This is a genomic window from Mesoplasma melaleucae, from assembly GCF_002804105.1.
Lineage (GTDB): Bacteria > Bacillota_I > Bacilli_A > Mycoplasmatales > Mycoplasmataceae > Mesoplasma > Mesoplasma melaleucae.
The window spans coordinates 344373-358921 of record NZ_CP024964.1; the positions used below are offsets into that span (position 1 = coordinate 344373).

Below are 14549 nucleotides of genomic sequence, written 5' to 3' on the forward strand. Positions count from 1 at the left end.
CGATAATGCAAAAGCAAAACAAAGGAATTTCAATAATATAAAAAATAAACTTGATTTTACTAAAAAAGATTATTCTGAGGAAAAGTGAAAGCAAAACAAAATAAATTATCAAGTTAATAATGTAATTAATAAATATTATTTACAGGCAAAAAAAACGCAAATTTATTACAAAGAACAATTGATTACAATAAATTAACAAATAACAAACTTTTTAATTAAGGAGATCTATGGCATTTATTAAAACTAACGGTCAAGTGATATTAAACATCAAAACAGTGCATTTAAAAAACACTTTTAAAATTACAAAAACATTTGATAATGAAACAGGTAAGGAAAAAAAATTAAAGTTTTTTCAGTTAAAATCCCTTCATCATTAATACCCATGTCTGAAAATTTTTGTTGAATAAATGTTAGTGAGTATTATTGTCAAATGCAAGAACTTGAATGAGAAGCTAAGACAAATAATAAATCATGAAAATTAACTATTGATCCACTTAAAAAATATAGTGTATATAAAAATATTCAAGGCGACGTTAAAGAAATATATCAGTTAAGTGGCGAATCAATCATTAAATATTTTATTGAACAAGAACAAGAAAGAAAAATTTATACGTCAAAATTTTATATAAAAAATGATTAATGAAAGGAGAAAAGAATGAGCGGATCAATGACGATATCAATAATTTGTTTAATTGTTCTTTCGATTGTGTTTTCAATAATTCTTGGAATATTAGCTATCAATAAATATAGATTTTTTAAAAAAGAGTCAAAAGAAAAAGATTTTTCAACAGATAGGAATGACATCAAAACTAAAAATAAAAAAGAGTTTAAAAAACTCTTCGAAATATATTTAATTATATTTTCTGCAAACGTTCTTCTGGTTAATGTCTTAGTTATGATTGGTTTTTTAACTCAGATTTAATTTTGAAAGATAAATACATATTTCAACCACCAAAAACATTTAGTTGAATATATCCAATTGCAATTATTATTGTGGTCATAACTTCGGTTAAAAGTTTTAATGAAAAATTATAAAGCTTAACAAGGAAATCATCATTTCAAGCAAGGGTATATAAACCTAAGAAACCGATTGCTAAAATAATGAAAATATTTATTCCTCAAACAGTGAAAAATACTATAATTTGTTTTTTAAATAATTCCAAAGATCAGGTCTCTATTGGTCAATCATATTTATTACTTAGCCAGTAAATCAATCCTATTAAAATAATGAAACCAATAGATATAAGAATTGGTATGTACATCATTGAAAGTATTTTCTCTAAAAAAATTCAATACATAATAATATTCTCTTTTCCATAATCATTATACCAATACAAATAGGAGATGATGTTTATCACAAAATTAACCAAAACAGAATATATAAAAGACTTTGCAACTAAACACAATATAAGCCAACGCAAAGCTAAAGGCTTAATAAATACAGTGTACGCACACTTATTAAAATCCATGAATGAATATGATTGTGTATTTACACCACTAGGTAAAACTATGGTGGTTAAAAAAGAAGAATGCTCAACGTATCAGAACATTACAAAAATAGAAATCAAAATGATCGAACAAAAGGAGGAAGTTGATGTCAAAAGAAATCAAAAAAGATAAAACAATAGACAATGTAAAAATTGATTTTTTCGATGTTAAAAAACAAGAATCAATTTTAAATCATACAAATAAAATAGATAAAAAATTATTAGAAAAAGAAGTTATTAAAATAGTTTCTTGTAAATCTTATAAGAGTGCTGAAATAACTTTAATGGTGAAATAAAATGGAAAATATAAAACCACTGTATGTCTTATCTAAAAAAATACATAAGTCATATCGATAATTTAGTAAAACAACTTAAAAAGGATAAAACAAATCCACACTTTACAAAAATTGTTAAAAACGGCAGAGAGTACGAAGTAGCTATACAAAATGGTTATAAAAACTTAAAAACAATGCCAAACTTTTATGTTTATGAAAATGTTGGAGCTGGAAAAACATTTAATTCAAGAAAACTTGAAGAACTAGGAATGTTTGTTAAATGATCATATTTTTGAAGACAATTTAATGAACAAACTTTTATGTTTGAAAAAAGTAAAACAATTTTAACTCAACTTTTGATTATTGATGATATAGGTTCAAGTGCTCTAACTCTAATACAATTAGAAATATTGTTGGAAATAATTGATATGCGAATGGATAAAAAATTAAAAACAATTATAACTACAAATTTATCATTAAATGATTTACAAAATAAAATGAAAAAAATTGATTTAACTCAAAATCAAAGAATTGCTGATAGGCTAAAAACCTTTACACATGTTAATTTTGACAATGAAAGTTTAAGAGTCTAATAAAAAAGAATAGGAGAATAAGAAATGAATATATTACATTTTCTACTAGGCTGAATATCAGGGAAACCATTTTCTAGGGATAAAAAATTAGAAATTACACCAGTAGCATTTGTACTTACAATTTTAACAATTTTGTATTGTGGAATTACTAGTGTGCCAATTTATTTTATTACTATTTATCTCTTAGACCAACCTTTAGCAGAAGAAGCCAACAACATTATTATAATTAAATATTTTATGTTATTAATTTGAGTACTTTTGGGAATAGTTTTACTTTTCTCTTACTTTAAGTTTTTAATGAGTTTATTAAAACTATATGCATCTGAAGATAAAAATGCAAAAAAATGAAAAGACTTAATTAAATCAAGTGGTATTACTTTATTCTGAATATTGTTTTATTTGCTACTTGCATTTCTTTTAAAACAAGTGCAAATACAATTAGTCAATATTAATTCAAATTTTTAAAAACAGAGGTAAAAAATATGAATATACCAACTTATAAAATTGTTTGAATGGGAAATAAACCTTTATACGTAATGCAATGTTTAGAATGCAAAGAAATAATTGAATTAGAAATGAAATCATGTCCTTTATGTAAATTTAAAGAACATTGTTGTCCTGGATATTTTACAACTGCAGATGTTAAGCATTGTGAATTCCATGAAGCAGTAATTTATATGCCTATGATTTTAAAAATAAAAGACAAATATATAGAAAAAAAGGAATAACCCAATGCAAAAGAAACAAATTAAAATACTACAAGAGTTTTTTGATTTAGTAGAAAGTGGAATTAAAACTTTTGAATTAAGAAAAGACCCAAATCTTGAAGGAATAAATGAATTAGTAGTTATAGAGCATATATGCTCAAATGATATTACAAATAGAGATATTGTGATTATGCAAATTGTCCTATAATCACTGATGACTGCATAAGTGATAGATTAACAGTTAAAATGACTAAAAAAGATTTAAGTGTTTATGAGATAGTAAGAAAAATAAACCAAAGATTAAATTGAATTTTAAATCTTGGAGGTTATGCTAAACTTTCTATTGAAGAAAATAAAGAAATGTTAATGTTAATTAATGTTGATAAGTTCTTAATAGAATATACAAAAGATAATAAACCTTTTTATTGATATGATGTTGAAATTATAAAGGAGTAATACGAAAGAATTTGAAGCAATTATAACTGAATGTGACAGCGGACATACAACCTTATGAAGCGAGTATGGTTTAGGTAAAAGTGAAGGATGAGAACAGATAGATACAACTCATATTGACACTTGTAAATTATGTGGTAATCAGATATGTCCACAATGCGAAAATAATGCAGATAAAAATGAAGAATATTGTTCAAAACAATGTGAACATGATTCAAAAGATTATAGCTAAAGAAGGAAAAAGAAATGAAAGAACAAATTAAAGAATTTAACAAATTAGTAGAGGAAAATAACTTGGATCTACAATTAGTAGGAAGTAATCCTTTATTATATACAAAGAAAAGATGGATTTACTATAACATTCATAAAAGATGGAAATGTAACAGAGTTATTTAATTTTATACAAGGTTTAAAATTTGAATTAAATTTATTAACACATGATTAATCGAATTAATGGTTTAAATAGTAAAGAAGTCAAACAATGTAGAGAGTGCAAGTTTTAGAAGCAATATTTAAAGAATTATTAAAAGGAGAATAGAATAATGGCGACAAGAATTTTATACATAATAAATGAAAGCAAAGATGAAAATATTACAACTTATGAAATTGAAGAAGAAAGTTTCAGTGATGAACTTTTTATTGGTAGCACTGTTTCACAAGATGAAATATTAAAAATATATGTAAAAGGAGAATAGGGAATATGGCGATAAAAACTTATGATGCAACTATTATGGAATGTGATAGTGGGCATATTACTTTATGTAGTGAATATGGACTGGGTAATGGTGGAGATTATCAACAAGAATATAGTTCAACACCAGATGAATGCAGATATTGTGGAGAAATTATTTGTAAACAATGTTATGATGATGAACAATATTGTAATGAAGAGTGTGAATATGAGGACAACAAAAATGACTAAAAAAGAAATCAAATTATCGAACAAAGAGCTGAACCTAAAATTAAATTATGCAGAAAATTTTAAGCCAGCAGCTGGGAGCGTTGGAGAGTTTCAAAGAAATTACATTAGACATTTAATTAATTTATATAATAAAGGTTTATCAAGACCTGCGCAATACCAAAACTTACATTTTAAAATTGAACAACATAAACTAGAATTAGAGCTTAAAAAAAATAATATTTTAGAAGAACAAAATAAAAATCAATTTTATTATGATGAAGAATTTAATGAAAAGCAATTTAAAAATTTTGATTTTTCAAATATTGATATAAAGGATTTAGATCTTAATTCATCTTTCACCAATTGTAATTTTAGTGGATGTTTTTCTAGCTTACAAACTATAAATGTTAATGATGCTTATTTTGAAAATTGTGATTTTTCAAATTCAAAACTTATCGGTTTAGATACATCAAGTGGAGATAAGTTTGGTGTTGGATTTAAGAATTGCAAATTTATAAATACTGATTTTAGTTTTGCAAAATTAGAAGATAGTACTTTTGAAAAATGTGTTTTTGAAAATATAAATTTAAACAATGCTGATATATGGCGTAAAAAATTATGAAACATATGATTTGTTTAAACAAATTCAAAATGAATTTAAAGTTAATGAAGATATTGAACTTGAAGAAGGTCAGGTTTTATAATGCAATGCGAAATATGTAAAAAAGTATTACCTTTAGCTAGAGAAAATAGCAAATGAGTATGCATTCAATATTGCTTATCTGAAAAAATTAAAAAGAAATTTTTTAAAACTAATATTGTTCGTAACATAACACTTCTAGAAAAAGAAGAATGAGTTCAACATAGTGATCATAGAGCTCACAAAGAATTAAAATGTTTAACTTGTGTAGGTATACAAAATGAGTAAATTTATAAGCCCATTAACTTGACCTGGTGGAAAATCTAAACAATGAAATTTAATTAAAGAACTATTCCCAAAAGAAACAAAACATCTACAATATGTTGAGCCATTTTTTGGAGGTGGTTCTGTTGGATTAAATGCTTTAAGAGAAAAATTTATTTAGTAACTATATTTTTAATGACATAGATCAAGATTTAATAGCATTTTGAATACATTTAACTCAATTGGATATTAAAAGCTTTAAACATTGATTTTATCCTAATGTTAAGGAAATAGGTATATTAAACAATGTTATAGTTCAAGACGGAACTATGAATTATTTGATGAATAATAATTTAACTTTTAATGGTCAAGCAAAAGGAACTTGAACGCAATTAAGATTAGAGCAAAATTGAAATATTAATAAATGAGAAAGAATTTTAAAATGTAAAGAATTATTACTAAAAAATAAAGATAAAGTTAAGTTTAATAATCAAAATTATTGAATGCAATGTTTTATTTATGAATCATTTTATTATTTTGATCCGCCGTATTTTGCTAATAAAGGCAAACCACATAAACATAAATTTACTCACAATGATTGAACATCATTTAAGTTCTTTATTGATTATTTAAATGACAGAGGACAATTATTTTTAATTAGTTTAGATAATTGCTCAGAAATAAAGGAAATGTTCAAAGATTATATTATTGTTGAAAAAGAATGAAAATATACAAGTTCAAATACAAAAGGCAATAAAATTTGTAAAACTGGAAAAGAATTATTTATTAAAAATTATTAGAAATTAGGGATTGTATTAGGCGCATTCTTCGTTATTATTGTTATAATTACAGCATCATTATTAATTATGTTAATCGGAGATATATACATAGCTTCACTTGAAAGGTTTATGATATTAATGAAGTCATTTGGATATTCAAACTGAAAAATTCAGAAATATTCATTTGGAGTTATTAGTGTATTATCAATTGTTGCATGGATTATATCTACATTACTAGCAACAGCTGCAATGTCATCAGTTTCTTATGTTCTGGCATTTTATGGTTTAGCTATTCCGATGGCAATTACATGATGACCATTTATTGTTTCAGCAATTATTATTGAACTGCCTTCTTTGGTAGTTTATTAGTTATTACAAAAAAGATTAGAAACGGTGATCCAGCAGGATTATTAAATGAAACAAACGATTAAAAGGAGTTATTATGAAAAGAGTAGCAATTATTTTACATAAAAATTTTGAGGAATCAGAAGCAATTGTAACAATTGATGTTTTAAGAAGATCAGATATTAAAGTTGATATTTATAGTATTGATGATGCTGATTTTCAAGAGGGTTCTCATCAAATAATTATAAAAACAGAATACAAATTAGCACAATTAAATGTTGATGAGTATGATGGAATTATTATTCCTGGTGGACCTGGAGTAAATGATTTATTTGGTAATGAAAAATTATTAAACATTGTGAAAGCATTTAATGCTAAACAAAAAATGGTTAGTGCAATTTGTGCAGCACCACAAATCTTAGGCCAAGCTGGTATTGTTGATGGAATTAAAGTTGTTAAATTTCCTTCAACAAATCATTTTTTAGATAAAGCAATAATTCAAGAAACAAGCAGTATCATTGATCAAAATATTGTAACTGGAACAAGTATTGGAACAGTAGTTCCATTTGCACTTAATATTATTGAATATCTACAAGGAACAGAACAAAAAGCAAAAATTAAAGCACAACTTGTAATTATTTAAGAAAAACACCTTACTAACATATAGTGAGGTAATTTTTTTTGAAACTTATTAAATAAACTTCATATCAAGATTGTAGTGTTGCTTGTTTGGCAATGTTAATTAATCACTTTTACAATTATCAAATTGATTTACAACAAATAAAATTCTACTTATCAATTGATAATGATAAATTAAGCTTTTATGACTTAATTGATTACCTATAAATTTCTATTTAAAAGGTGAAGCATTTAGAGTTGATCAAGATTTTGATGAACTAAAAAACAAAACACCATTTTTAGCACAAGTTATTAACGAAGAAGGTATGTTACACTTTGTTGTTGTTAAACAAATAGAAAAAGATCAAATTATTGTTTATGACCCAAGTAAAAATAAAAAGCAAACTACAATTATTAAAAACTTTTTGCTTACTTTTAATGGTAATGTGTTGTTGTTTAAACCAAATTTCAAAAAGTTTAAACAAAGTTTTAATTTTAAACTGACTAAACTCAAAAGTCTTGTTAATTTTAGTTTTGTTTACTTTATCTTATTAAATTTAATTTTAATATTATTATTTATTATTGATACTCAATTTTTAAAAATGTTTTTTAATTTATTAGTAAATGAAAAGCAGCAAGAATTGTTGTACTTATTCTTGATTATTATTTTAGTCCTCAGCATCTTATGCAAGACATTATCAAACAGTGTTTTAAATTAAAGTTATAAAAAAGAAAAGCAAAACTATTGAATGATTTTTTATCTTTAATTGAAAAGAAAAATAGTTCTGATTTTTTAATTTTTATCAAGAAATAATTTCGGTTTAAAAGTTTAAAAACTATCGATTAATTAGTAGTGTTGCTACTCTGGTAGCTGAACTAGTAAGTTTAGTTTTTATATATTTTATTTTAAAACAGCTATTCTTAATCATTCTAATTGCTGATTTACTTTATATATTTATTAGTTTTAGTTTAAATACATTCATTAAACATGATTTTGAGAATAAAGATAAAGATTGATTTATATTTTTAAACACAATTGAGCAAATTAAAAATGAAGGTACAGAATTACAAAATTATGAAAGAATGCTAAAATTAGCAGATGAGCAAGTAGGGTATGATTTTAATTGGAATGTGATTAAAATTTGAGATAGGTTATCATTAATTGTGATTTACATAATTTCTTGATCACTTTTAAAAACTGGTAGTTTTGATTTTTCTATGTTTTTTTATTTTATTATTAAAGAACTTTAGTAAAGTTAATGTATTTAATCTTGCTCAAACAATAACATGATTTGGTAAGTATAAAACAATCTTAATTAAATTTGATAAGATGTTTTTTAAGTTAAATGAATAAACTTAAATGAAGAAATTAAAGAAATTAAAATTTGCTTAGCAGACAGTGAAGAGTTAATTATGCATCAAGGAGTTAACTTAATTGATTCTAAAATAGATTTAGGCAATATAAAAAAAAACAAAACAAGATGTGGAGATTAACGTTTATGTTAACAATAAAAATATTAGTAAATTAAAAGATTCAAATATAAGACAACAGATATATTATTTAAATGATTTTAAAATTAAGTTTGAACAATCTATCAAAACATCGCAATATCAAACTTTTCAAGTGTAAACATCTTTAATTTAAATGAAGTTAAAAATATGTTGGAAAAATACAATATAAATATCACAAAGTTAATAAAACCTGAATCAAATACACAAATAGAAAAAGAAATTATTAAACTTTTATGAATCTTTTTTATTAATAAAAAAGTAATCATGATTAAAAATAATTTTCAAATCTTAAATATTAATGAAATTACTTCTATTTTAAACATTTTTGCAAAATTAAATAATGATAAATTTGTAATTTTATCTTAAAATTAATATATTAAAGTAAATAAAGGAACAAGCATGGTAAATATTGATTTTGTAAATGAAACTAAACTTAAAACAAAGCAATGAGAAACGTTAGCGCAAGAAATTATTACTTCTGCTGCTAAATATTTAAAATTGAAAAATCAATTTAATTTATCAATTACTTTTTTAGATAGTGAACGAGCTAAACAAATTAACATAGAATACACAAACCATTCATATATTCCAGATGTGACATCATTTCCAATTGAAATGTCATCTCAAGAAATAAAGGCATTAGGATATCAAGAAATTGGTGATATATTTGTATGTATAGAAGAAGCTGAACGAAAAAGCATTAAATATGAACATACACTAAAAGAAGAAATGGGATTTTTATTTACACATGGCTTTTTACATTTATTAGGATATGATCATGAAACAAATGAAAAAGATGAAGCAGAAATGTTTTTAATTCAAGATGATATTCTTAAACTAAACAACATTAACTACACAATTAAATTTACAGAAGAAGATTACAATGAAATAGAGGAACACAATGAGCAAAATTAAATCAGGTTTTATATCAATAGTTGGTAGACCAAATGTAGGTAAATCAACTTTATTAAATAGAATTATTGGACATAAAATATCAATCGTTACAAATAAGGCACAAACAACAAGAAATAACATTAGAGGAATTTTAACAAAGGAAGACTATCAATTAATTTTTGTTGATACTCCAGGAATTCATACTTCAAAAAATCAAATAGACAGATTTATGAATTCAAGTGCAATGCGAAGCATGAAAGATGTTGATGTTATTTTATTTATGGCACCAGCTGATGAAACAATTGGTAAAAATGATTTATTTATACTAAATCAATTATCTAAAAAAACAGATGTTAAAAAAATTCTTGTAATTTCAAAAGCTGATACTCTAAGTAAAGAAAAGTTATTTTTAAAAGCTACTGAATGAAATACATATGAACAAATCTTTGATGAAATAATTATCACTTCATCAACTGAAAATATAAACATTGAAAAATTAATTGAAACAATTGTTGAATTCTTACCTGAAACAGGTCACTACTTTTATGATGAAGAATCAATTACTGATCAACCTAACCGTTTTGCTATTCGTGAAATTATTCGTGAAAGCGTATTGTTAAAAGCAGGACAAGAAGTTCCACACTCAGTAGCTATATTAGTTGATGAATTAGAAGAAACGGAAGATGAAATTAGTATTGTAGCTTCAATTATTGTTGAAAGAAAATCTCAAAAAGGAATTATTATTGGTCATCAAGGTAAAAAGATTAGTGATATTAAATATAAATCACGTAAACAAATAAAAGAGCTTTTTGATAAAGATGTAAATCTTGAATTATTTGTAAAAGTTCAAGAAAACTGAAGAAATTCACCAAGTTTAATTAAAAAGATGGGATATGACAAGGACAAATATTAATGAATGAAGTTAAAATTAAGGCAATTGTTTTAGATTCTTTAAATTATGAAGAAAACGATAAGATAATAACAGTTTACTCAGATAAATACGGTAAGCTAAGTTTTATTGCGCTTGGAGCTAATAAACCATCAAGTAAAAATAACTATTCATTAAACTTATTTTCAGAATCAGATTTTGAAATTTTTAAATCACGAACAGCAAAATCAATTTCAAAATTAAAAACTGGAAATTTAATTAGAGATAATTTCAAAATTACTAAATCTTATAATAATTATTTATTTGCAAGTATTATTGCTTCAATCATTTTACAAGAAGATTTATTTTATGAAAAAGATACTAAATTTTTTAACATGCTAGAAGTAGCTATCAAAAATATTAATGATGAAATTAATCCATTTTCAAATATGGTTTGATTCTTATTCTACTCACTAAACAAATTTGGTGGTAGTTGAGAATTAAAGAAATGTTACAGATGTAATAAATCAAGCAAAGTATATCGAAAATTTGATTTAAATGATTTTGGTTTTCTTTGTCCTAATTGCGTTCATGAAGATGAAGAAGAACATGAAATTGAGTTCATTAGATACTTACAAAGAATGGATAATAATACATTTTTAACTATTCAAAAATTTCCTATTAATGTTTCATATGAAATCATTATTTCAAAACTTATTTTAAAATATTATGTTGATGAATTAGGGTTATATTCATATCCAATAAATGAAATTTTAAAGAAAGAAGTGTATAAAGAAGACAGCTTTTGAGAATACACTCATAAAGTGTTGACAAATCATAGTATTAAAAGTTAAAATAACTTATAATTAAATAGATTTATGTCAGCCAAATGCTGACTTTTGTTATTTTTTATATATAAGAAAATGGAGAAAAAATATGGAAAAATTAATTGCTCATTTGAAATCTCAAGGGTTTATTTTTCAAGGATCAGAAATCTATGGAGGATTAGCTAATTCTTGAGATTCTGGACCATTAGGTGTAGAAGTTAAGAATAAATTAAAACAAGCGTGATGAAATCATTTTGTTAAAAAAAATCCTTACAACATCGGTTTAGATAGTTCAATTATTTTAAATTCAAGCGTTTGAAAAGCAAGTGGGCACATTGATGGATTCAATGATCCATTAATTGATTGCAAAAAATGTAATAGTAGATGAAGAGCAGATAAATTAATTGAAGAGTTTGATTATGAAAGTAATGCAGGTGTTATGACTGATGCTCAAATGGAAGAGTTTATTAAAGCAAAAGACATTAAATGTCCTAAGTGTCAAGCATGTGATTTTACACAAATTAGAAAATTTGCCTTAATGTTTAAAACTAACCAAGGAGTTTTAGAAGACGAATCATCAAGTGTATACTTAAGACCAGAAACAGCTCAAGGTATTTTTATTAACTTTAAAAATGCACAAAGATCTTTAAGAAAAAAACTACCTTTTGGAATTGGGCAAATTGGTAAATCATTTAGAAATGAAATTACACCAGGTAACTTTATTTTTAGAACACGTGAATTTGAACAAATGGAATTAGAGTTTTTCTTTAATCCATCAGATGAACAAGATTGATTTTCATACTGATTAAATGAGGTTGAAACTTTTTTACAAGATAAAGTTAAAATATCTAAAGAAAATTATAGAGTTAGAAATCATGAAAAAGATGAATTAGCACACTATTCAACTGCAACAAGTGATATTGAATTTAAATTCCCATTTGGATGAGGTGAATTATGAGGTGTTGCTCATAGAGGAAACTTTGATTTAAATGCACATCAAGAAGCTTCTAAGCAAGATTTAACTTATTTAGATCCAACAACTAATCAAAAAGTTTTACCACATGTTATTGAGCCAAGTGTTGGTGTTGAAAGAATGATGTTAGCAATTTTATGACAAGCTTATCATGAAGAAGATTTGGGTGAAGGCAATTCTCGTATTGTTATGAAATTACCATATAACTTAGCTCCATACCAAGTTGCAGTTATGCCATTACAAAAACAACAAAATGATGAAGCACAAGCTTTATATACAAAATTGTTAGAAAACTTTGACGTAATTTATGATGAAACTGGTAATGTTGGAAAACGATACAGAAGACAAGATGCAATTGGAACTCCATTTGTGATTACTGTTGACTTTGATACACCAGAAACAAATTCTGTAACAGTTCGTGAAAGAGATTCAATGGAACAAGTTCGTGTTAATCTAGATGAACTTGAAGTCTTTTTAACAGCTAAATTTTAATTACTAATTTTAGAAAAGGGAGTGATGCTTATGTTAATACCAAAAGAAGTTATTGAAGATATAATTCAAAAGTCAGATATAGTTTCTATAATTAGCGAAAGAGTCACTCTTTCTAAAAAAGGAAGAAACTATTGAGGTTTATGTCCATTTCATCAAGACTCAAATGCTTCAATGTCAGTTTCACCTGAAAAAAAATTCTTTAAATGTTTTTCTTGTCAGGTATCAGGAACAGCATTAGATTTTATTAAAGACTTTGATAATATTAGTTTTCAAGATGCAATTAAAAAACTATCAAGTCTAATAAACTACGATTTAACAAAATATCAAAGTAATATTCCTCAGCAACAAAATAAAGATGCTATCTTATACAAATTAAATGAAGAAGCACTTGCTTTCTTTAAATTGAATTTAAGATCCAATGAAGCAAAACCAGCTGTTAAATATTTACATTCAAGAGACATAACAAATGAAGATATCCAATTTTTTGAAATTGGTTACTTATCAAAAACTAATAGTCTAGTTGATCATCTTTTAAACAAGGGATTTAATATTTCTGATATTGTTGATGCTGGATTAGGTTCTTATAATGAAGAGCGAAATAAATTGTATGATATTTTTCAAGATCGTATCTTATTCCCAATCAGAAATGAAAATAAGGAATTAATTGGATTTAGCGGAAGAATCATAGAAACTGGTTCTGATCGGCCTAAATATTTAAATACTAAAGAAACAAAAGTCTTTTCAAAAAGAAAGATTGCATATAACTTTAGTGAAGCAATTAAATCAGCAAGAATTAAAAAAGAAATAATTATTTTAGAAGGTTACATGGATGTTATAAGTATGCATAAAAATGGAATTAATAACACAATAGCATTGATGGGAACCGCGCTATCGCAATATCATGTTAATTTATTTAAAACAATTAAGGGAACTGTCAAAATGTTTTTAGACGGTGATGAACCTGGAATAAAAGGAAACATTGAAGCAGCGCAAACTTTAATTTCAAGTAATCAAAAAGTTTTAATCGTAAATAACCCAACTAATAATGACCCAGATGAATTAATAAAACAAGGACGTAAAGCAGAAGTTGAACAAATGATCACTAATGCAACTAACCCACTTGAATATATTATTTATAAACGATGAAATAAAGTTGATCCAAAAGATTTTAATTCAGTTGAAGAGTTTATGAAAGAAGTTTGTACTTTTGTAATTAATTGTAATAATCAAATACTTTATGAAACTTCAATTGATAAACTAGAAAAAGTAACTAATTTATCAAAAGAGTCAATTATTGATTTTTATAAAAAACATACAAGAAGTAGAACAATGACTTTTACAAATTCAAATCAAGAAGTAAAAGAAAAGGTTATTGAACCTAAACCAAAACAAGAAAAAGAAAATAATCAAAACTTTAATGTTTTATCATCACTAAAAGCTTATGAGCTAGCAGGAAAGACAATTCTTTTTGATTTAATTAAATCTAATAAAAACCTAGAACTCATAAAAGAAAAAATTCGTGAAGTTAATTTTCCACATAAGAAATTTGGTAAACTAATTAGTCAAATCATTAATTCTTATGATGAAAATATTAACTGCAGTGAAGTTGAAATAAAGGAAATGTTGGCGAAACATTCAACACCTGAAAATCTTGAAGAGATTGCATGATATGAAAATGATCCATTGATGGTTCACAAAAAAACAAATGTCGATTCAACTAAACTAATTGAAAATTCATTTGAAAAATTAAAAATGTATTCAAATGAGAAAAAGATAATTGAAATAAACGAAATGTTAAAAGCTAAAAACTTAAGCAAAGCAGATCGGGAAAACTTAATGAATATTTTGTCAGATAGAATTAAAAAAAGAGAAGAATGATTAAGTATTTTTAATGATAAGAATAACTAAATGAAAGAGGTAA

At 24.8% G+C, this 14549-nt stretch carries 26 protein-coding genes and 1 pseudogene; 26 read left to right on the forward strand and 1 reads right to left on the reverse strand.

Annotated features, from left to right (window positions below; genetic code table 4):
* Positions 1–227: 227 nt before the first annotated feature.
* The 3 genes from EMELA_RS04465 to EMELA_RS01775 are packed head-to-tail and all read left to right on the forward strand — an operon-like array spanning position 228 to position 922.
* Positions 228–377 (forward strand): hypothetical protein, encoded by a 150-nt coding sequence (locus EMELA_RS04465; RefSeq protein WP_157844545.1) that lies wholly within the window; start codon positions 228–230, stop codon positions 375–377.
* Positions 378–382: 5 nt separating this feature from the next.
* Positions 383–640: a hypothetical protein gene (locus EMELA_RS01770; RefSeq protein ID WP_157844546.1), complete on the forward strand. Its 258-nt coding sequence runs from the start codon at positions 383–385 to the stop codon at positions 638–640.
* A 15-nt stretch (positions 641–655) separates the two neighbouring features.
* Positions 656–922 (forward strand): hypothetical protein, encoded by a 267-nt coding sequence (locus EMELA_RS01775; RefSeq protein WP_100608964.1) that lies wholly within the window; start codon positions 656–658, stop codon positions 920–922.
* On the opposite strand, the gene EMELA_RS01780 is transcribed toward EMELA_RS01775, so the two are convergent.
* Positions 894–1298 carry a hypothetical protein gene (locus EMELA_RS01780; protein ID WP_157844547.1) on the reverse strand — a complete coding sequence of 135 codons (405 nt, stop codon included), beginning with the start codon at positions 1296–1298 and terminating at the stop codon, positions 894–896. The two genes, EMELA_RS01775 and EMELA_RS01780, sit on opposite strands and share 29 nt — an antisense overlap.
* 49 nt (positions 1299–1347) lie before the next feature.
* On the opposite strand from EMELA_RS01780, the gene EMELA_RS01785 reads away from it, so the two are divergent.
* From EMELA_RS01785 to dnaG, 23 genes and pseudogenes are all read left to right on the forward strand, one after another.
* Positions 1348–1620: a hypothetical protein gene (locus tag EMELA_RS01785; RefSeq protein WP_100608966.1), complete on the forward strand. Its 273-nt coding sequence runs from the start codon at positions 1348–1350 to the stop codon at positions 1618–1620.
* Entirely contained in the window at positions 1595–1783 is a 189-nt protein-coding gene (locus EMELA_RS01790) for a hypothetical protein (protein ID WP_100608967.1), read from the forward strand. The genes EMELA_RS01785 and EMELA_RS01790 overlap by 26 nt, the downstream gene beginning before the upstream one ends.
* A 23-nt stretch (positions 1784–1806) precedes the next feature.
* On the forward strand, positions 1807–2355 hold the full coding sequence (locus EMELA_RS01795) for an ATP-binding protein (RefSeq protein WP_100608968.1): 549 nt from the start codon (positions 1807–1809) through the stop codon (positions 2353–2355).
* Between the two features lie 24 nt (positions 2356–2379).
* Positions 2380–2820, forward strand: coding sequence for a hypothetical protein (locus tag EMELA_RS01800; protein WP_100608969.1), 441 nt, complete (start codon positions 2380–2382; stop codon positions 2818–2820).
* Positions 2821–2837: 17 nt separating this feature from the next.
* On the forward strand, positions 2838–3083 hold the full coding sequence (locus tag EMELA_RS01805) for a hypothetical protein (protein WP_100608970.1): 246 nt from the start codon (positions 2838–2840) through the stop codon (positions 3081–3083).
* Positions 3084–3087: 4 nt separating this feature from the next.
* Positions 3088–3270 (forward strand): DUF3850 domain-containing protein, encoded by a 183-nt coding sequence (locus tag EMELA_RS01810; protein WP_100608971.1) that lies wholly within the window; start codon positions 3088–3090, stop codon positions 3268–3270.
* Between the two features lie 38 nt (positions 3271–3308).
* The gene (locus tag EMELA_RS01815; RefSeq protein ID WP_100608972.1) at positions 3309–3518 is read left to right on the forward strand and encodes a hypothetical protein; all 210 of its coding nucleotides are present in this window, start codon (positions 3309–3311) and stop codon (positions 3516–3518) included.
* A gap of 539 nt (positions 3519–4057) precedes the next feature.
* Positions 4058–4210: a hypothetical protein gene (locus tag EMELA_RS04470; protein ID WP_156932112.1), complete on the forward strand. Its 153-nt coding sequence runs from the start codon at positions 4058–4060 to the stop codon at positions 4208–4210.
* Positions 4211–4215: 5 nt separating this feature from the next.
* Positions 4216–4437 carry a hypothetical protein gene (locus tag EMELA_RS04475; RefSeq protein ID WP_028124238.1) on the forward strand — a complete coding sequence of 74 codons (222 nt, stop codon included), beginning with the start codon at positions 4216–4218 and terminating at the stop codon, positions 4435–4437.
* Positions 4415–5056: a pentapeptide repeat-containing protein gene (locus tag EMELA_RS01820; protein WP_157844548.1), complete on the forward strand. Its 642-nt coding sequence runs from the start codon at positions 4415–4417 to the stop codon at positions 5054–5056. Before EMELA_RS04475 ends, EMELA_RS01820 begins: the two co-directional genes overlap by 23 nt.
* Before the next feature lie 63 nt (positions 5057–5119).
* Entirely contained in the window at positions 5120–5344 is a 225-nt protein-coding gene (locus tag EMELA_RS01825; RefSeq protein WP_028124236.1) for a hypothetical protein, read from the forward strand.
* A complete protein-coding gene (locus EMELA_RS04480; protein WP_156932111.1) occupies positions 5337–5501 on the forward strand; it encodes a DNA adenine methylase in 165 nt (54 codons plus the stop codon). Before EMELA_RS01825 ends, EMELA_RS04480 begins: the two co-directional genes overlap by 8 nt.
* A 160-nt stretch (positions 5502–5661) precedes the next feature.
* On the forward strand, positions 5662–6120 hold the full coding sequence (locus EMELA_RS04770; protein ID WP_232512905.1) for a DNA adenine methylase: 459 nt from the start codon (positions 5662–5664) through the stop codon (positions 6118–6120).
* Positions 6121–6237: 117 nt separating this feature from the next.
* Positions 6238–6468: an FtsX-like permease family protein gene (locus tag EMELA_RS04775; protein ID WP_169733540.1), complete on the forward strand. Its 231-nt coding sequence runs from the start codon at positions 6238–6240 to the stop codon at positions 6466–6468.
* A gap of 73 nt (positions 6469–6541) precedes the next feature.
* Positions 6542–7087 (forward strand): DJ-1 family glyoxalase III, encoded by a 546-nt coding sequence (locus EMELA_RS01835; RefSeq protein ID WP_028124233.1) that lies wholly within the window; start codon positions 6542–6544, stop codon positions 7085–7087.
* 74 nt (positions 7088–7161) lie between these two features.
* A pseudogene (locus EMELA_RS05320) lies at positions 7162–7290 on the forward strand (hypothetical protein); the annotation flags it as partial.
* A gap of 8 nt (positions 7291–7298) precedes the next feature.
* Positions 7299–7781: a cysteine peptidase family C39 domain-containing protein gene (locus tag EMELA_RS04785; protein WP_268875455.1), complete on the forward strand. Its 483-nt coding sequence runs from the start codon at positions 7299–7301 to the stop codon at positions 7779–7781.
* A gap of 940 nt (positions 7782–8721) precedes the next feature.
* The gene (locus tag EMELA_RS04790) at positions 8722–8940 is read left to right on the forward strand and encodes a hypothetical protein (RefSeq protein ID WP_028124231.1); all 219 of its coding nucleotides are present in this window, start codon (positions 8722–8724) and stop codon (positions 8938–8940) included.
* Between the two features lie 33 nt (positions 8941–8973).
* Positions 8974–9489, forward strand: coding sequence for an rRNA maturation RNase YbeY (gene ybeY / locus EMELA_RS01845; RefSeq protein WP_028124230.1), 516 nt, complete (start codon positions 8974–8976; stop codon positions 9487–9489).
* Positions 9476–10381, forward strand: a complete 906-nt coding sequence (era, locus tag EMELA_RS01850) for a GTPase Era (RefSeq protein WP_028124229.1) — start codon at positions 9476–9478, stop codon at positions 10379–10381. Before ybeY ends, era begins: the two co-directional genes overlap by 14 nt.
* Complete coding sequence (recO, locus tag EMELA_RS01855) at positions 10381–11190, forward strand: DNA repair protein RecO (protein ID WP_051584604.1); 810 nt, start codon at positions 10381–10383, stop codon at positions 11188–11190. The genes era and recO overlap by 1 nt, the downstream gene beginning before the upstream one ends.
* Before the next feature lie 82 nt (positions 11191–11272).
* Entirely contained in the window at positions 11273–12628 is a 1356-nt protein-coding gene (locus EMELA_RS01860) for a glycine--tRNA ligase (protein WP_028124228.1), read from the forward strand.
* A gap of 30 nt (positions 12629–12658) precedes the next feature.
* On the forward strand, positions 12659–14536 hold the full coding sequence (gene dnaG / locus EMELA_RS01865; protein WP_028124227.1) for a DNA primase: 1878 nt from the start codon (positions 12659–12661) through the stop codon (positions 14534–14536).
* Positions 14537–14549: the final 13 nt, after the last annotated feature.